The sequence below is a fragment of the Bradyrhizobium sp. SEMIA genome (assembly GCF_014844175.1).
Classification (GTDB): Bacteria; Pseudomonadota; Alphaproteobacteria; order Rhizobiales; family Xanthobacteraceae; genus Bradyrhizobium; species Bradyrhizobium arachidis.
In genome coordinates, this window is sequence record NZ_CP046601.1 from 2076042 (window position 1) to 2093015 (window position 16974).

At 65.3% G+C, this 16974-nt stretch carries 15 protein-coding genes; 7 read left to right on the plus strand and 8 right to left on the minus strand.

The features are described from left to right. Window positions 1-37 precede the first annotated feature (37 nt). Window positions 38-235, minus strand: a complete 198-nt coding sequence (locus tag FOM02_RS10060) for a hypothetical protein (protein WP_007603456.1) — start codon at window positions 233-235, stop codon at window positions 38-40. A gap of 199 nt (window positions 236-434) precedes the next feature. After that, window positions 435-1376 (minus strand): acetamidase/formamidase family protein, encoded by a 942-nt coding sequence (locus tag FOM02_RS10065; protein WP_027559550.1) that lies wholly within the window; start codon window positions 1374-1376, stop codon window positions 435-437. A gap of 233 nt (window positions 1377-1609) precedes the next feature. Here FOM02_RS10065 and FOM02_RS10070 point away from each other — a divergent pair, with 233 nt between their 5' ends. The 4 genes from FOM02_RS10070 to FOM02_RS10085 all read left to right on the plus strand — a co-directional run bounded on the left by FOM02_RS10070 (window position 1610) and on the right by FOM02_RS10085 (window position 5563). Then, window positions 1610-2326: a YdcF family protein gene (locus FOM02_RS10070; protein ID WP_231164040.1), complete on the plus strand. Its 717-nt coding sequence runs from the start codon at window positions 1610-1612 to the stop codon at window positions 2324-2326. A gap of 61 nt (window positions 2327-2387) precedes the next feature. Then, a complete protein-coding gene (locus FOM02_RS10075) occupies window positions 2388-3170 on the plus strand; it encodes a DUF169 domain-containing protein (RefSeq protein ID WP_265441742.1) in 783 nt (260 codons plus the stop codon). 9 nt (window positions 3171-3179) lie between these two features. Then, window positions 3180-4358: a saccharopine dehydrogenase family protein gene (locus tag FOM02_RS10080; RefSeq protein WP_027559547.1), complete on the plus strand. Its 1179-nt coding sequence runs from the start codon at window positions 3180-3182 to the stop codon at window positions 4356-4358. A 29-nt stretch (window positions 4359-4387) separates the two neighbouring features. Further along, the gene (locus tag FOM02_RS10085; protein WP_027559546.1) at window positions 4388-5563 is read left to right on the plus strand and encodes a saccharopine dehydrogenase family protein; all 1176 of its coding nucleotides are present in this window, start codon (window positions 4388-4390) and stop codon (window positions 5561-5563) included. Window positions 5564-5697: 134 nt separating this feature from the next. Here the strand turns inward: FOM02_RS10085 and FOM02_RS10090 are convergent, their stop codons facing one another. Beyond that, window positions 5698-6894, minus strand: coding sequence for an FAD-dependent monooxygenase (locus FOM02_RS10090; RefSeq protein WP_027559545.1), 1197 nt, complete (start codon window positions 6892-6894; stop codon window positions 5698-5700). Window positions 6895-7041: 147 nt separating this feature from the next. Between FOM02_RS10090 and FOM02_RS10095 the strand changes: the two genes are divergently transcribed. Then, complete coding sequence (locus FOM02_RS10095; protein ID WP_051378454.1) at window positions 7042-7518, plus strand: MarR family transcriptional regulator; 477 nt, start codon at window positions 7042-7044, stop codon at window positions 7516-7518. Here FOM02_RS10095 and FOM02_RS10100 read toward each other — a convergent pair. From FOM02_RS10100 to FOM02_RS10110, 3 genes are all read right to left on the minus strand, one after another. Beyond that, window positions 7487-8743, minus strand: coding sequence for an O-antigen ligase family protein (locus FOM02_RS10100; protein WP_027559543.1), 1257 nt, complete (start codon window positions 8741-8743; stop codon window positions 7487-7489). The two genes, FOM02_RS10095 and FOM02_RS10100, sit on opposite strands and share 32 nt — an antisense overlap. Window positions 8744-8901: 158 nt before the next feature. After that, entirely contained in the window at window positions 8902-10449 is a 1548-nt protein-coding gene (locus tag FOM02_RS10105; protein WP_027559542.1) for an undecaprenyl-phosphate glucose phosphotransferase, read from the minus strand. Between the two features lie 118 nt (window positions 10450-10567). Then, on the minus strand, window positions 10568-11701 hold the full coding sequence (locus FOM02_RS10110) for a glycosyltransferase family 4 protein (protein ID WP_027559541.1): 1134 nt from the start codon (window positions 11699-11701) through the stop codon (window positions 10568-10570). Window positions 11702-11901: 200 nt separating this feature from the next. Between FOM02_RS10110 and FOM02_RS10115 the strand changes: the two genes are divergently transcribed. Then, window positions 11902-14190, plus strand: a complete 2289-nt coding sequence (locus FOM02_RS10115; protein WP_027559540.1) for a GumC family protein — start codon at window positions 11902-11904, stop codon at window positions 14188-14190. A 156-nt stretch (window positions 14191-14346) separates the two neighbouring features. Here the strand turns inward: FOM02_RS10115 and FOM02_RS10120 are convergent, their stop codons facing one another. Further along, window positions 14347-15525: a GNAT family N-acetyltransferase gene (locus FOM02_RS10120; protein WP_027559539.1), complete on the minus strand. Its 1179-nt coding sequence runs from the start codon at window positions 15523-15525 to the stop codon at window positions 14347-14349. 128 nt (window positions 15526-15653) lie between these two features. On the opposite strand from FOM02_RS10120, the gene FOM02_RS10125 reads away from it, so the two are divergent. Beyond that, entirely contained in the window at window positions 15654-16703 is a 1050-nt protein-coding gene (locus FOM02_RS10125) for a polysaccharide deacetylase family protein (RefSeq protein ID WP_027559538.1), read from the plus strand. Here FOM02_RS10125 and FOM02_RS10130 read toward each other — a convergent pair. After that, window positions 16687-16908 carry a DUF2842 domain-containing protein gene (locus FOM02_RS10130; RefSeq protein ID WP_027559537.1) on the minus strand — a complete coding sequence of 74 codons (222 nt, stop codon included), beginning with the start codon at window positions 16906-16908 and terminating at the stop codon, window positions 16687-16689. The genes FOM02_RS10125 and FOM02_RS10130 overlap by 17 nt on opposite strands. Between the last annotated feature and the right edge of the window lie 66 nt (window positions 16909-16974).

Here is a 16974-nt window from a genome sequence, read left to right on the forward strand (position 1 = left end):
CATCGCAAGATCCGTCCGCCTCGCGTCCGCTGCGCGCTCACGTCCTGCCATTGTCGCGAATCGACAAAAGCCCGTCCTTGATGGCGAGACGGATGCCTTCCTCGATCAATGTCCGCGCGACGCCGGGAACGCTGGTGCCATGGGTGCCCTGTCTCACCAGTTTCTCCAGGTAGGTGATGGTCGAGAGCGCCAAGGTTACGGGAATGCGGTCAGTCTCGGCTTTTTCGGTGGCCATGGCCGAACGCTAGCCTCTTACTCGGGTACATAAAAGTAACGATTAAGACTCTATTTAGGTTCAGGGGTGGAAGTCAAATGCAGGTTGAGTTCGTGGCTCAGCCCGTTGGAATCACACGTGAAATTTGGCGCGGCTCAGCGCGCCGCCCGGAAGGCAGGGCGGCGGCGTGGCGTCAGCAGGTCAGGGAAGGCGGTTTGGCTCAGCCGTGCGCGATCGCCTTTTCGATCATGCAATGGATGCCCTTGGCGCCATTGACGGTCTGGGTCACCCTGAGATCGGCCGCCAGGCTGCACAGCGTGTAGGCATCCTCGCGTGACAGGTTTCGCACCTCGCCGAGCAGCACGATCATGTCGCGTAGCGCGCGCACCGCGCACTGGTCGAGGTCGGGGTCCATCGCCATGGTGATGTAGTGCGTCGCCGTCTCGGCGCGGGGATAGTCGAACTTGAGATCCTTGCGCAGGGTCAGCCGAAAGCGGCCCCGGAGCCCGGTCTCGATCGCGGTGACGCAGACCTCGCCATCGCCCTGCACACCATGACCGTCGCCGCAGGAGAACAGCGCGCCCGGCACGAACACCGGCAGGTACAGTGTCGCCCCCGCACCAAGCTCCTTGTTGTCGAGATTGCCGCCCATCGCGCGCGGGACCAGCGAGGAGATGCGGCCCCAAGCCGGCGGCGGCGACACGCCCATCACGCCGAAGAACGGTTTGAGGGGCAGGTCGAGGCCCCACGGCATGCGGCCAACCATCCGCGTCTGGTCCAGCGGGATGTTGAGAACACGCGTCGCGTGGAAATCATCGGGCAGGGTGCCCGACAGCGGCTTGATCATGTTCCAGCCCCAGTCCTGCCGGAGCTGGACGTCGAGGATCTCGACCGCGAGCACGTCGCCGGGCTCGGCGCCCTCGACCGCGACCGGGCCGGTGAGGATGTGGCCGGGCAGCATGCGCTCGTTCTTGGCATGAACCTCGTGCATCTCCGGCGGAATGTGAAACTTGTTGCGGTCGGGCAGCACGTCCGGGCCGCCGCTGATGGTGTCGGCCGTCACCTCGTCGCCGCTCGCGATGGTGAGGACGGGCTTGAGGGCGGCTTCGAAGAAGCCCCAATGGCAGGTCTCGGGGCTTGAATGCAGGTGATGATGGGTCATTTGTCGCGTCCGTCCGGTTTCATCAGAGCTCGTCATGAGAACCTGATAAGCCCGGGCTTGACCCGGCGATCGATCCTCTTTCAAGAAGATTTTCTGAAGAAGGATGGGCCGGTCAAGTCCGGCATGATCATTCCAGCGAGGCTCCCCTGTATTTCGTCCTTTCCAAGACGCTCGGCACCGCGCTGCTGCCGATCAATCTGCTGATCGAGCTCGGAATCCTGTCGCTGCTGCTGATGGTGACGCGCTTTGCATCGCTCGGCCGCAAGCTGGCCGTGACCACGCTGGTCCTGCTGGCGTTGGTTGCATTTTCGCCACTCGGCAATCTCCTGATGTACCCGCTGGAATCGCGGTTTCCGGCGTGGGACTCCTCGCGCGGCGCGCCCGACGGCATCATCGTGCTCGGCGGCTCCGTCGATTCCGACTTGTCGGCGGCGCACCGCACGCCGGTGGTCTCGCACGCCGCCGATCGCTTCTTTGCGCCGGCCGAGCTCGCGCGCCGTTATCCGAATGCGCGCGTCGTCTTCACCGGAGGCTCGGCGAACCTGATCTCGACCGAGGCCAAGGAAGCCGACTATTCCGCGCCGATCCTGGAAAGCCTGGGCATCGCGAAGGAGCGGCTGATCCTCGAGCGCGAGTCCCGCAACACCTGGGAGAACGCGATCTTCACGAAGCAGCTGGTGATGCCGAAGCCGGGCGAACGGTGGCTCCTGGTCACCTCGGCCTTCCACATGCCGCGCGCGATGGGGACCTTCCGCAAGGCCGGATTTGACGTCGAGGCCTATCCCGTCGACTGGCGGATGGGCGGGCGCGACGCGCTTTTCGCCTTCACCCGCAACGGCGCGGAGGGCCTCAGCAAGACCGACGTCGCCATGCGCGAATGGATCGGCCTTGTGGCGTACCGCATCACGGGACGGACCGGCGAGTTGCTTCCGGGACCGGGCAAGGACTAGAACGGGGGCTGCAAAACAAGAACACAGCACCGGCGCGCGATCGCCGGCCCCGGAGGATGCCATGCAGCAGCAGAGCGCAGACAGGATCGATCTTGCCGGCCTCGTCGCCGATCTCAATAGCCTGTTGCGACTGAAGACGACGGTGATCGGCATGAAGCTGTTCGCGCAAGCCGCGGAGATGGAGGCGATCCCGAAAATCCGGCGGCCGAACGCGATCCATACCACCGACCAGATCGTTAGCATGGCCGCGCGTCTGGGCTGGACCGTCGGCATCACCGGCGACGATCTGGTCGGCGCACAGTGCCGTGCGGTGATCGGCCTCGCGCCACAGGACGAAAAATGGCTCGCCGGCGAAAACTATGTCGGCGTATGGCACGGCACGGCCGAAGATGCGCGCAAGCGCCAGGAGGCGCTGGACGTCGTGCCGTTCGGGCACTACCAGGCGCTCGAGGTCAGTCCGCTCCAGAGCGGCCGGCTCGATCCGCCCGACATCTGCCTCGTCTACGCGACACCCGGGCAGATGATCATCCTGATCAACGGCCTGCAGTATACCGGCTACAAGAAGTTCGAATGGGGCGTGGTCGGCGAGACCGCTTGCGCGGATTCCTGGGGCAGGGCGCTCAAGACCGGCGAGCCCAGCCTGTCCTTGCCATGCTATGCCGAACGGCGCTATGGCGGCGTGCCGGACGAGGAGATGCTGATGGCCTTGAAGCCCTCCCATCTCGCCAAGGCGATCGAGGGGATGAAGGCGCTGGCGAAGAACGGCCTGCGCTATCCGATCCCGCCCTATGGTATTCAAAGCGACGTCCGTGCCGGCATGGGCGTGAGTTACGCGAAAAAGTAAGGGACGACCATGAGCTCTCAGGAATTCGACATCGTCGTCTACGGTGCGACCGGTTTCACCGGCCAGCTCGTCGCCGAATACTTGGCGGCACATTACAAGGACGACAAGGCGCTCAAATGGGCGATGGCAGGCCGTAGCCTCGACAAGCTGAAAACGGTGCGCGATGCGATAGGCGCGCCCGCGGATACGCCGCTGATCGTCGCCGATGCGTCGGATGCCGCCTCGCTGAAGGCGATGGTGGCGCAGACGAGGTCGGTCGTCACGACGGTCGGTCCGTATCAATTCTATGGCGAGGACCTGCTCGCGGCCTGCGTTGCTGGCGGCACGGATTATTTCGATCTGTGCGGCGAGCCGGTCTGGATGCGGCAGATGATCGACAAGTACGAGGCGGCGGCGAAGCAGAGCGGCGCACGCATCGTGTTCTCGTGCGGCTTCGATTCCGTGCCGTTCGAGCTCGGCGCGTTCTTCGTGCAGGACGAGGCCAAACGCGCGTTCGGCGCTCCCGCCGCGCGCGTGAAGGGGCGCGTGCGCGACATGCGCGGTACGCTCTCGGGCGGAACGGCGGCGAGCGCGAAGGCGACCTTCGATGCGGTCGCAAAGGATATCAGCCTCGTTGCGATCCTGAACGATCCGTTCGCGCTGACGCCGGGCTTCACCGGTCCGAAACAGCCGAAGGGCAACAGGGCGCTGCTCGAGGAGGATCTGCAATCCTGGGCCGCGCCGTTCATGATGGCGCTGATCAACACGCGCAACGTCCATCGCTCCAACATGCTGATGGGCTTCCCCTACGGCCAGGACTTTGTCTACGACGAGATGGTCCTGACCGGTCCCGGCGAAAAAGGCGAGGCCAACGCGAAACGTGTGATGGCGGCCAACGCCGAGAAGACCGGCCCGAACGCGCCCAAGCCGGGCGAGGGGCCGTCGAAGGAAGAGCGGGAGAACGGTCTGTTCAACCTGCTCTATGTCGCGATCGCGCCGGACGGTCGCATGGTGCGTGCCGGCGTCACCGGCGACCGCGATCCCGGCTACGGCTCGACCTCGAAGATGATCTCCGAATGCGCGATCTGCATGCTGCGTGATGCGACTGATGTCGCCGCCGGCTTCTGGACGCCGGGCGCAGCGATGCAGCACAAGCTGATCAAGCGGCTGCAGGACCACGCGGGGCTGACGTTCAGGGTGGAAGCCTAGACCCCACGGTCCTGCAGAAGGCGTGATCTGTGTCAGCGAAGTTCGACATCGTCGTCTACGGTGCAACCGGTTACACCGGCCAGCTCGTCGCCGAGTATCTCGCCGCGCACTATGTCGGTGAAGGCTCGCCGAGCTGGGCGCTCGCCGGGCGCAGCAGGGACAAGCTCGCCTCCGTTCTCGATGCGATCGGAGCCCCCGCGGACACGCCCCTCATCGTTGCCGATGCCGCTGATCCCGCGTCGCTGCGGGCGATGGTCGATCAAGCGAGGCTGGTCGTCACCACGGTCGGCCCGTACCAGCTTTACGGATCCGATCTGCTTGCGGCCTGTGTCGCTGATGGCACCGACTACATGGATCTCTGCGGCGAGCCGATCTGGCTGAAGCAGATGATCGACAGGCATGAGGCGGCCGCCAAGGCGAGCGGTGCGCGCATCATCTTCTCCTGCGGCTTCGATTCCGTGCCGTTCGAGCTCGGGGCGTTCTTCGTGCAGGAGGAAGCCAGGCGCGTGTTCGGAGCGCCAGTGCCGCGCGTCAAGGGGCGCGTCCGCGACCTCAGCTGGAAGTTCTCAGGCGGCACCTCGGCGAGCGCGAGGGTGACCTTCGAAGCAGTCGCGCAGGATCTCAGCCTGGTGTCGATCCTCAAGGACCCCTTCGCATTCACGCCTGGCATCGAGGGGCCGAAACAGCCGCGCGGCAACAGGCCTGTTTTCGAGGAGGACCTGCAATCGTGGTCCGCCCCGTTCGCGATGGCGACGCTGAATACGCGCAACGTCCACCGCTCCAACATGCTGATGGGATTCCCGTATGGCAGGGATTTCGTCTACGACGAGATGGTGCTGACGGGAGCGGGGGAAGAAGGGCAGGCCAACGCCAAGCGCGTCATGGCCGCCAACAGCGAAAAGACAGGTCCTGAAGCGCTCAAGCCCGGCGAGGGCCCCACGAAGGAAGAGCGCGACAACGGTCACTACGACCTGCTTTATGTCGCGATTGCGCCCGACGGCCGTCAGGTTCGCGCGGCGGTGAAGGGCGATCTCGATCCCGGCTATGCGTCGACCGCGAAGATCGTCTCCGAATGCGCGATCTGCCTGTTGCGCGACACGCCTGACGTGCCGGCTGGTCTCTGGACGCCGGGCGCAGCGATGCAACACAAGCTGATCGGGCGGCTGGTCGAGAACGCTGGGCTGAGGTTTGAGGTGGAGAGTTAATTCAGCTCTCGTAGGGTCGGCAAAGGCGCAACGCGCCGTGCCCACCATCTCTCTGCGGTTTCGCTTCGCAAATGGTGGGCACGCTGCGCTTTGCCCACCCTACGGCAGTGTGTCGCTACTACGGCAGTGTCCCGCTACGCCGCCCGCGCGTCATACGCGTACATGAAATCCATGCTCTTGGCGCCCAGCGGCAGCAGCCACTTCATCATCTGATTGCGCATCCACGCGCCGGTGGCGCTGAACTCGCGCTTGCTGTTGCCGTTGCGGCGGGCCATGGCAACGATCTTCTCCGCGCGGGGGCGGCGCTCGGCCTCGAAGGCCTGGAAGGTGGTGCCGAGCTCCTGGCCGTCCTGCATCAGGCGTGCGAGCCTCATCGCATCCTCAAGCGCGAGCGAGGCGCCCTGGCCGGCATGGGGGCTGGTCGCATGCGCGGCGTCGCCGATCAGCAGCGAGCGCTTGCGCGACCAGGTCGGCAGGGTCGCGACGTCGAGCGTATCGGTGACCACGATATTTTCGGCGGCTTCGATGATGTCGGGGATCGGATTGTGCCAGCCGCGGTGGAAGCCGCGCAGATGCTGCTTCAGCGTCGCCTGGTCGAGCGCGCGGAACATCGCGGCATCCATGCCGTGGGCGGGCTGCGTGCTCCACCACATCACGCCGTCGGTCGGATCCGGGCTGCAATAGCCGTAGCCGAAGAACCCGCTCTGGCCGAACGTCGTCTCGACGTGCCGGCCGATCGGCCGGCCGTCGAGCACGGCGTGCGGCACGAAGCCGCCAAAGCCGATCAGGCCGGTGTTGAACGGCTGCGGTCCGTCCGGCACCACCTGGCGCCGGGTGATGGAATGCACGCCGTCGGCGCCGATCAGGAAGTCGCCTTCGGCTGTGGTGCCGTCAGCGAAATAGGCAATGATCGGCTGGTCGCCGCGATCCTCGATCTTGATCAGACGCTTTTCGAAATAGAGCGAGACGCAAGCGCACCAGGCCTTGTCGATCAATATCTCGTTCAGCGTAGCGCGGCAGACATTGACCGCCGGCTGGCCGAAGCGCCGTTCCATGTCGCGATTGATCGAGCCGAGCCGCTCGCCGCCTTGCGAGTAGAAGTCGAAGGACTCCGCGACCGAGCCGCGGCCGATCAGCTCGCCCGCAAGGCCGATCTCGTCCATGACTTGCATGCCGTTCGGCGCGATCTGAAGCCCGCCGCCGATGCCTTTCGAATAGGGCCATGCCTCGTAGATCGCGGATTCGATGCCGGCGCGGCGAAGCAGGATCGCCGCGACTGGCCCGGCGATGCCGGCGCCGATGATCAGGGCCTTGCGTGGAGGGCTGGACATGGCTTGCTCCCGACGTTTCCGTGGTGCTAGGAGGAATTAAGGTTGCTAAATCTCTTAGTGACTAAGATATATATCGACTAAGATACGAGGCCAGCCTTGTCAAGGACGAAAGCGCGCGTGGCATTGTTGCAGGAGCTCGAGGAGGCAATGCGCAGGTCGTCCGCGCAGGGCGTGCTCTATGGCCAGACCGTTGCGAACGTTGCCGGAATTGCCAATTCCGACCTCGAATGCATGGACATCCTGTATCTGGAGGGCCGCGTCACCGCAGGCCGGCTCGCCGAGGTCACCGGCCTGACCACGGGCGCGATCACCGGTGTGGTCGACCGACTCGAGAAGGCCGGCCTGGTGCGCCGCGAGCGCGACGAGAAAGATCGGCGCAAGGTCTTCATTTCGGTCGTGCCGGAGAAGGCGATGAAAATCGGCCAGCTCTACGTGCCGATGCAGCAGGCGATGGAAAAGGTATTTGGCGCCTATTCCGATGAGGAACTGCGGCTGCTGCTGCGCTTCGCGACCGAGGGTTACAAGGGCGTGCTGGCGGCGACCGAGGCGCTGAAGGGCCTGCTCGACACGCCGCCGGAGAAGCGTCCTGATCTCAAGCTGAAGAAGCTTCGTCCGAAACCTTGATCTTGTAGGCCTGCGCAGCGGCGATCATGCCCCACATCGCGCCCAGCATCATCCAGAAGTGCCGCCAGTGGTCGGTGTCGATCACGAAGCTCTCGCCGACGGTGCCGACGAAGGCAGAGAAGATCGCAAGATAAGCGCGCTGCCAGGGCACGCGGACGAAGACGTTTCGGAAGCCCATGATCACGGTGGTGAAGACCAGCGCGGGATAGCACACGCCGGAGAGCCAGCCGCCCGACATGAAGGCGTTGAGATAGGAGTTGTGGGTGTCCTCGGGAAAGAAGCGGTGGAATTGCAGCGGGCCGATGCCGAGCGGCAGGTCGAGTGCCATCTCCGCGCCGAGGATGTGCCTGCCGAACCGGCCGAAGCGGCCTTCGTCATAGCTCTGGTCGAAGCTGGCGCGCTGCTTGAACATCTCGGCGGTGGAATCGAATGACAGCAGGACCGCGATCAGCGCGAGGCTCAGCACGGCGGCGACGATCGCCATGACGACGATGCGCGAGCGCTGCGCATTGGTGCGGCTGGTCAGGACCATCAGCGCCAGCATGAAGGCGGAGGTCAGCACCAACCCGCCCCAAGCGGCGCGGGAGAAGGCGAGCAGGATCGCCAGCGACATGATGCCGAAGGCGATGACGTTCCGGAGCGCTTTGGCCAGCTTGTCGGAGACCACGCTCTGGAGCGCGAACAGCGCCGGCAGGATCAGGAAGGCGCCGAGCACGTTCGGGTCCTTGAACGTGCCGCGCGCGCGTCCGTAGAGGGTGAGGAGATCGTCGCCGCCCGGAACCAGGTGGAAATAGCCGGCGATCGCCGCGAGCGAGGCAACCATCGCGCCGACCACGAGGCCGCGCAGCAGCATGTCGAGCCGGGCGGCGGTGTCCTCTGAGGTGATCATCGCAAAGAACACCACGGTGACTGCCATGTACCAGGAGGTCGCGATCCAGCTCACCACCTCGCTCTGCTCGAACAGCGGGATCGCGCTGATGGTGTAGCCGACATTGAGCAGGACCAGCATCAGCACCAGCGGTATCAGCACGAGCTTCAGCCGCAAACCGGTGGCGAAGAAGGCGACGGTGGCAAGCAGCGTCGCGATTTCGTAGGGGCTCGGTTCGATGAAGACGATCGCGCCGGAGGCGCCGACCAGCCACACCAGCGCACGCTGGAGCGCCAGCACGCCAGGCGCAGCCGGCCCGGCTACGTTCACTCCACCGGCTGTCGCCGCATACGCCATCACACGCTCATACGCTTACGCAACTGGTACGCCACAAACACCGCTGTCATCGCCCGGCTCGACCGGGCGATCCAGTATTCCGCGGCAGCGAGGTTCAGCCCCGGCGTCTCGGCGTACTGGATGCCCCGCCTTCGCGGGGCATGACAGAGCAACTCAACTCAATACGCGTTCTCGTTCTTGGTCAGCAGCGAGATCGGCGTCTTCAGCAGAATGTAGAGGTCGAACAGCACCGACCAGTTCTCGATGTAATAGAGGTCGAACTCGACGCGCTTCTGGATCTTCTCTTCGTTGTCGATCTCGCCGCGCCAGCCGTTGATCTGGGCCCAGCCGGTGATGCCAGGCTTGACGCGGTGACGGGCGAAATAGCCGTCGACGGCTTCGTCGAACAGGCGGCTCTGGAGCTTGCCCTGCACCGCATGGGGGCGCGGGCCGACCAGGGAGAGATTGCCGGAGAACACCACGTTGAAGAGCTGCGGCAGCTCGTCGAGGCTGGTCTTGCGGATGAAGCGGCCGACGCGGGTGACGCGCGGGTCGTTCTTGGTGACGACCTTCGAGGCGGTTGGGTCGGCCTGATGATGGTACATCGAGCGGAACTTGTAGACGTCGATGCGTTCGTTGTTGAAGCCGAAGCGCTTCTGGCGGAACAGCACCGGGCCGGGGCTGTCGAGCTTCACCGCCAGCGTCACCAGTCCCATCACCGGCAGCGCCGCGAGCAGCGCAAGGCCGCCGACAACGCGGTCGAACAGCCACTTCATCACCAAATCCCAGTCGGTGATCGGCGCCTCGAACACGTCCAGCGTCGGCACCTCGCCGAGATAGGAATAGGAGCGGGGCCGGAAACGCAGCTTGTTGGTGTGCGCGGAGAGGCGGATGTCGACCGGCAGAACCCAGAGCTTCTTCAGCATCTCCAGGATGCGGGTCTCGGCCGAGATCGGCAGCGCGAACAGCACGAGATCGACGCGGGTGCGACGCGCGAACTCGACGATGTCGTCGACCTTGCCGAGCTTGCGGGCGCCGGCGCAGGTGTCGAGCGCGCGGCTGTCGTTGCGGTCGTCGAACACGCCGAGCACGTGGATGTCCGAGTCTTCCTGCGCGTTCAGCGCCTCGACCAGCTCCTCGCCGTTGCGGTCGGAGCCGACGATGATGGTGCGGCGGTCGAGGCGACCCTGACGGGCCCAGTTGCGCACCAGCGAGCGCAGCACGAGGCGTTCGCCGATCAGCACGCCAAGTCCGAGAAAGAAGAAGGCGGCGAGCCAGAGCCGCGACGTGTCGCTGCCGAATTTGGCGAAGAAGGAGACGCCGATGAACAGCAGGAAGACGAACGACCAGGACGAGATCATCCGCGTCATCTGCCGCAGATGGCCGCGGAACAGCTGCACCTGGTACATGTCGGCAGCCTGGAAGCAGACCACGGCGGCCACCGCGACGGCAACGATCTGCGCAGGATAGACCCAGCTGAAGCCGGACAGCGGCATGACATAGCCGACATAGAGTGCGGCGCCGACGAGGCTCAGCAGCGTGAAGTCGGCCGCGCGCACGAAGCCTGTGATCACGATCGGCGAATAGGCGCGAGCGACCTTCTGGTTGACGACATCGAGCGCGGCCGGCGAAAGCCGGCGGCGTCGTTCGACGAAGGGTTTATCAACCGGGACGGCCGCGGCGCTGGTCGCGGCATCGAGCATCGAGCGTGCGTTGAGCGGTTCCACGGGCGTCCACGTCCATTCCAAAGACCCGCGGGCAGCGACTTTGCGCCCCGGGTGAGCATCCCCTGGCACGTCGATTATCGAACAAATCGGAAGATTTTCTAAAGCGACCCGAACAATGTTAATGATTGGCAAATGCGTCGCGATAGCCCGCGAGCACGCCATCGACCATCGCCTGCTGCGAGAAATGCGCGGAGATGCGCTCGCGCAGAGAGGATGCACGCTGTGCGGTTCCTTGTGGATCGTCCAGCGCGGCTGCAATTGCTTCCGCCATCGCTTCGGCATTGCTCGGCGCGAACAGCGCCGGACTGTCGGCACCAAAGATCTCGGGGATGCCGCCGACCCGGGCGGCGATCATGGGAATGCCGGCCGCTCCCGCTTCGATCACGACATAAGGCATGGAATCGCCGCGCGAAGGCACCACCAGCAGCCGGCCCTTGGAGAAGCCGTAGCGCGCTTTGACGTGGCCGATGAAGCGAATGGCACCGGCGAGGCCGAGCTTCTCGACCTGCGCTTTCAAGGTCGCCGTTTCCTCGCCATCGCCACCGAGCGTCAGCGTCACCTTCCTGCCGCCTGCATGCAGGCGCGCCACCGCATCGACCAGCAGATCTGCGCCCTTGATGTGCCTGAACTCGCCGACATAGGCGAGATCGGTGGCATCCTCCGCGGTGATAACAGGCTCGAACTCCTCCGACGTCACGCCGTTGAAGACGCAGTGCACCACGCCCTTGGGCGTGCCGACGATGCGCTGATAGGTGTTGCGGGCAAAGGCGCTCTCGAACAGGAACAGGTCCGTCGCATCCATCAGCGTGCGTTCCAGGCGTGCGTAGAATTCGCCCTTGAACGTGTGGAGAGGGTAATGCAGCGAGCCGCCATGCGGGGTGTAGATGCGAATGGTGTCGTCGGAGCGCCGCCGCATCCGGACGAAGGCGCCGGCCTTGGCGCCGTGACCGTGCATGACGTCGGGCTTGAGGCCGGCGATCAGGCGGCGCATCCGCAGCCACACCAGGAAATCATCCGGAGAAGGTTCGCGGCGGATTGCGAGCCGATGCACGCCGAGCTTGAGCCGCGGCGCGAGCTCGACAAGTGCCTTCTCGGCGCGCTCGCCGCCGGTGAGACTGTCGGCGAGAATGCCGACATGATGGCCGCGGTCAACCTGCCCGTTGGCGAGGTCGAGGATGTGGCGGAAGATGCCGCCGACGGGCGCGCGTACGGCGTGGAGGATGCGGAGCGGCCGGTCGGAAGAGGGGGGCATGATCAGAACCAGCGCTCGAAGGCGATGCTCGAACAATTCTCGAAATATCGAGATGGATTAAGAGCCCTCGTGGTTAACAAACGGTGTCGGGTGCAAGTCCGCCGGTCGCTGTGCGGCGCGATTAACCCAGCGGCAACCTTAATGGAGTGTAATCGCCGTGGTTGAGGTAGAGTCGCAGCATTGCCCTGCGGGAGTGTTCGATGCGTTTAGCGTTCTGGCGTGCCGGCAAGGACAAGGCTGTGATCGAGCGGGCTGTTTCGAAGCCCAAGACCGAACCTAAGGCTGGACCCAAGGAAGCCGAAGCCGCATCCGAGGTTGAAGCCACCAGGGTCGAAGCAAAGCCTGCGCCTGTTGCTCCTAAGCAGGCGCCCGTGGAATCCGGTGACATCGACCTGCACGCGCTTGGCGCGGCGCTGGCGCGCAAGCGCGGCTGGATCATCGTGCCGACGGTGCTCGCGCTCGTCGCCTCCATTGCCGCCGTCAATCTCGTCACGCCGCGCTACAAATCCGAGGCGCGCATCCTGATCGACGGCCGCGAGAACGTGTTCCTGCGGCCGAACAGCGACCGCACCGAGGAGCGGCAGGCGCTCGACGCCGAAGCCGTCACCAGCCAGGTGCAGCTCGTGCTGTCGCGCGAACTCGCGCGCGAGATCATCAAGAAGAACAAGCTTGCGGAGCGGCCCGAATTCGATCCGGTGCTTCAAGGCATTTCGCCGCTGAAGTCACTGGCCGCGCTGGTCGGCATCGGCCGCGATCCGTTCTCGATGACGCCGGAAGAGCGCGTCCTCGACGCCTATTACGAGCGCCTGCAAGCCTATGCCGTCGACAAGTCGCGCGTCATCGTGGTCGAATTCCAGTCCGCCGATCCCGACCTTGCCGCGCGCGTCGCCAACTCGATCGCCGACGGCTATCTGGTGCTGCAGCAGGATGCGCGCCAGGATCAAGCCAAGAACGCGAGCCAGTGGTACGGCAGCAGGATCGACGAGCTGCGGCGGAACGTCGCCGAGGCCGAAGCCAAGGCCGAGGATTTCCGCTCCAAGTCGAGCCTGTTCGTCGGCACCAACAACACCACGCTGTCGAACCAGCAGATGGGCGAGGTCAACACCCAGCTCAACAATGCGCGCGCATTGAAGGCCGATGCCGAGGCCAAGGCGCGGCTGATCCGCGAGATGCTCCAGAGCGGCAAGCCGATCGAGGCCTCCGAGGTGCTGAACTCGGAATCGATTCGTGGGCCATCCCAGCAGCGCGTAGCCCTGCGGGCGCAATTGGCGGAGCAATCCTCGACGCTGCTCGGCAATCATCCGCGCATCAAGGAGCTGAAGGCGCAGCTTGCCGATCTCGACAACCAGATCCGCGACGAGGCCGCCAAGATCGCCCGCTCGCTGGAAAACGACGCGCGCTTCGCCAGCGGTCGGGTGCAGGAATTGTCGGCGAGCCTGGAGCAGCTCAAGAAGCAGGCGACCTCGACCAACGGTCAGGACGTACAGCTGCGTGCGCTCGAGCGCGAAGCCAAGGCGCAGCGCGACCTGCTCGAGACCTATCTCGCCAAATACCGCGAGGCCAACACCCGCGAGACCATCGACACCGCGCCGACTGACGGACGCATCATCTCGCGTGCCATCGTCTCGAACACGCCGGCCTATCCGAAGAAGCTGCCGATCGTGCTGATCGCGACGATCGCGACCTTGCTGCTGTCGTCCGGCGTCGTCGTCACCGGCGAGCTGCTGCGCCAGACCGCGCCGCGCGCAGTGGCGGCGGTCGTCCCGGCACCGACGCCGGTGCGCCAGGAGCGGGTGGTCGAGCCGGTCGTCGAACCGCTCGTCGATCCGGTCATGGCGGAGCCCGCGCCGCTCCAGCCGGAGATCACGGCCGATGCCGATGTCAGCGAGTTCGCCGAGATCGAGCATCTGGCGGAGCGCCTGAGCGCGGCTGGTGCTGCGGCCAAGAAAGTCACGGTGCTCGGCACCGCCTCGGGCGAAGCCATCACGCTGTCGACGTTGACGCTCGCCCGGCATCTGGCGCGCGACGCGCGGGTCGTCGTGGTCGATCTCGCCGGGGCGTCGCTGACCATCGCCGCCGTGTCCGTCGATACCACGGCACCTGGCCTTGCCGAGCTGATGCAGGGTGAAGCCTCGTTCGCGCAGGTCATCACCCGCGACAAGCTCTCGCGGCTGCACCTGGTCATGGCCGGCCGTCCCGGCTTCGACCGCAGCCTGCTGCAATCGCCGCGGGTGACGCTCGCGGTCGACGCGCTACTCCGTGCCTATGACCACGTGCTGCTCGACGCCGGTAGCGCTTCGGACCTGCCTGCGGAGCTGCTGACGGCGCATGCCCGCGCCGTCGTGGTGCCCGATGCGTCGATGGCGCAGGATGCGCGCACGCTGATGTGCGAGCAACTGAGGGGCGTCGGCTTCAGCGAGGTGACGATGCTGACTAGGCCGGTGCAGCCGTCAAACGCACCGGAAGCCCCGCGCGTCGTGGCGGCGTGACGTTCTTATCCTCTCCCCTTGTGGGAGAGGGTGGCTTCGCGAAAGCGAAGCCGGGTGAGGGGGTTTCTCTCCTCACGAACAGTCTAGCGGGCGGAGAGATACCCCTCATCCGGCGCTTCGCGCCACCTTCTCCCCCAAGGGGAGAAGGGAAGAGAACTACCCGAACGCCTGCCGCAGCCGCCGGGCCAAATCAAACAGCATCTGGTTCTGCTTCACCAGCCGCTTGCCGCGGCTCAGCGAGGACATCGCCATCGCCGCGAGTTTTCCGCGCGAGGTCAGGGGAACGAAGCTGTCGAAGATGTCCTCATCGTCCTTGCAGAACATGCGCTTGTAGTCGTCCGAGCCGATGCCGAGATCGAGCGAACGGTAGCCGCGCTCGCCGTAGCGGTCGATGATGTAGCGCATCAGGATCAGCCCGGGGCTGTAGCGGGCGTGCTCGGACATCGTGTAGGTGTTGAACATCATCGAGAAGCGCTGGCCGTCGGCGACGCCGGCGAAGATCGCGATCACCTCGTCGTCGCATTCGAGCGCGTGGATGTCGATGACGCGGCCGTCGCCGCGCGGGGCGAGGCACGCGCTGCGGATGAACGCTTCGACGCCGGGCTCGGCGAAGACATTGGGCAGCTTCTGCTCGGCCATCCGCGCCGGCTTGACGCGGAAGAACCAGTCGAGCAGGCGGGTGACGTCCGCGTCCGTGGTGGCAAGGTGATAGCGATAGCCCGCGAGCGCCTGGAGCTTCTTCTCCTTGCTCTTGAGACGGCGGCGGAAGGAGTTGCTGATCCGCGAGGTGGGCGGACCGCCGGGCTCCATCACCAGCAGCGGGCAGCCGTTGATTGCGCTCTGCCGCGGCAGAGCCGCAAACGGGTTCTGCTGGTCGTTCCAGCGCAGCGGCTGCTGCGTCAGCGAGAGCACATCGACATGCTCGCGCAGCGGCGCAAGCAGCGCGTCGAGGTCGGCGACGGTGGCCTGCACGGCAAATTCGGCGTTCCACAGGCCCATGTTGAACGTCGTATGCTTGCCGCCCATGAAGCAGGCCGTGCGCAAGCCGTGCCCCTGACGCAGCGAGAGCGGCAGCAGCAGCAGCGGCTGGCGATCGGCGTCGCGGGCAATGACGATGAAGGGGCGCGAGTCCTCGCAGCCGGCCAGGCGCTGCCACGGGCCCAGCAGGTCGAAGCGCTGATAGGGCGTGAAGAGGTGGCCGCTCTCCTCGAACGCGCGCCAGGCTATCTCGGCCTCGGCGAGATCGGTGACGATTTCGACATGCGCGATACGGCTCGCTTTCGACCGCGCTGGCGCTTCTGCCGTCCGGCTTTGCATCGCCGCAGCCATGGTCATTCGCGAAACCTGTCGAGAAACGAAAAATGCGCAATTCGGCCTGTGGCCGACCTTTGCAAAGAAATGTCAACAAAGGGTAATGACAATAGCTGCGGGAACGGGCCGCCAGCGAACGCGAAGGTGGGATATTGGCATCGGACGACAGATGGCTGGAGCGGCTGCGCCTCGAGCTGGCCTGGTTCACCGGCAAGGCTGCGCTGAGCAGCCGCGGCGCCGGGGCCATCCTGCGGTTTTCGCGCGTGCGGCCGCGGCGGCGCGGCGGGTTCCAGCCGCTGCGAGAGGACGAGATCACGCCGCAATTCCTCGACCGCGCCATTCGCGCGCTGAAGCGGTGGCGCTATGACTTTCTCGGCATGGACGAGGTTTGCCGCCGTGCGGTGACGCTGCGGGAGAAGCGCCGCTTCGTGGCGCTCACCTTCGACGGCGCGCACAAGGACCTCATCAGCTTCGCCTATCCGGTGCTGGCGCGCCACGCGGTCCCGTTCACCATCTACGTTCCCACCGCCTTTCCCGACGGTGTCGGAGAAGCCTGGTGGCTCGGCCTCGAGCAGGTGATCGCGCGCGAGAGCCGCATCAGCCTCATGATGGGCGAGAAGGAGCAGCGTTTCACCGTCACGGGCAATGCCGAGAAGCGGGCACTGTTTTCGTATCTTGAAGGCTGGCTGCGCTCGCTGCCGCCGGCGGAGCTGTCGGCGGCGATGGCCGATCTCTGCACGCGCTACCGGATCGATCTTGCCGCGCTCTCGCGCGAAGCGTCGATGGACTGGGAGGATCTGGCGAAGCTGGCTGCCGACCCGCTGGTGACGATCGGCAGCGCGACCGTGAACTATCCCGTTCTTGCCAACATGAAGGATGCAGCCGCGCTGCGCGAGATGACGATGGGCAAGGCCGTCGCGGAAGCTGCCTTTCGCAGCGACGTCAGGCATCTCGCCTTTCCGTTCGGCGACCGCTCGTCGTTCCGGCGCAGCCATGTCGTGATGGCGGAGGAGGCGGGTTTTGCCAGCGCTGTGTCGACGATCCCAGGCATCGTCGATGCGGAGGGCCGCACCAATCTGCGCGCACTGCCGCGGATTTCCTGGGACGGGCGCGTGCGCTCGTTGCGCATGTTGCGCGTGCTGATGTCGGGTGTCGCCTTTGCGCCGGTGAAGCCGACGGGCAGCGTCACGAGCTCGACTTGACGCGGTCGGGCCGCTGCATCCAGCTCACGATCGGCATCGCCGGCAGCACCCAGCCCATGCCGACCACCACGTAATAGATCGCCTGCCGCCAGCCGGATTCGGCGATCCATGGCATCTGCGCGGCCGCCATGCCGAGCAGGGCCCAGACGGTGGCTAGCACCAGGAGCAGGATGGCGCCGAGGAACTTGCGGGTGCGGATCGTCATGGCGGATGACTGCGGCTTTCGCGTAACTTGCACTGCGGAAGCGGGGGACTATAAGGGGCACGCAGT

Excerpts from the sequence above, each read along its gene's own strand:
- FOM02_RS10065 (WP_027559550.1), bottom strand. The coding sequence starts at position 1,376 with ATGACCCATCATCACCTGCATTCAAGCCCCGAGACCTGCCATTGGGGC.
- FOM02_RS10110 (WP_027559541.1), bottom strand. The coding sequence starts at position 11,701 with ATGCCCCCCTCTTCCGACCGGCCGCTCCGCATCCTCCACGCCGTACGC.
- FOM02_RS10115 (WP_027559540.1), top strand. The coding sequence starts at position 11,902 with ATGCGTTTAGCGTTCTGGCGTGCCGGCAAGGACAAGGCTGTGATCGAG.
- FOM02_RS10120 (WP_027559539.1), bottom strand. The coding sequence starts at position 15,525 with ATGACCATGGCTGCGGCGATGCAAAGCCGGACGGCAGAAGCGCCAGCG.
- FOM02_RS10130 (WP_027559537.1), bottom strand. The coding sequence starts at position 16,908 with ATGACGATCCGCACCCGCAAGTTCCTCGGCGCCATCCTGCTCCTGGTG.
- FOM02_RS10070 (WP_231164040.1), top strand. The coding sequence starts at position 1,610 with ATGGTGACGCGCTTTGCATCGCTCGGCCGCAAGCTGGCCGTGACCACG.
- FOM02_RS10095 (WP_051378454.1), top strand. The coding sequence starts at position 7,042 with ATGCGCAGGTCGTCCGCGCAGGGCGTGCTCTATGGCCAGACCGTTGCG.
- FOM02_RS10060 (WP_007603456.1), bottom strand. The coding sequence starts at position 235 with ATGGCCACCGAAAAAGCCGAGACTGACCGCATTCCCGTAACCTTGGCG.
- FOM02_RS10075 (WP_265441742.1), top strand. The coding sequence starts at position 2,388 with ATGCAGCAGCAGAGCGCAGACAGGATCGATCTTGCCGGCCTCGTCGCC.
- FOM02_RS10090 (WP_027559545.1), bottom strand. The coding sequence starts at position 6,894 with ATGTCCAGCCCTCCACGCAAGGCCCTGATCATCGGCGCCGGCATCGCC.
- FOM02_RS10080 (WP_027559547.1), top strand. The coding sequence starts at position 3,180 with ATGAGCTCTCAGGAATTCGACATCGTCGTCTACGGTGCGACCGGTTTC.
- FOM02_RS10100 (WP_027559543.1), bottom strand. The coding sequence starts at position 8,743 with ATGGCGTATGCGGCGACAGCCGGTGGAGTGAACGTAGCCGGGCCGGCT.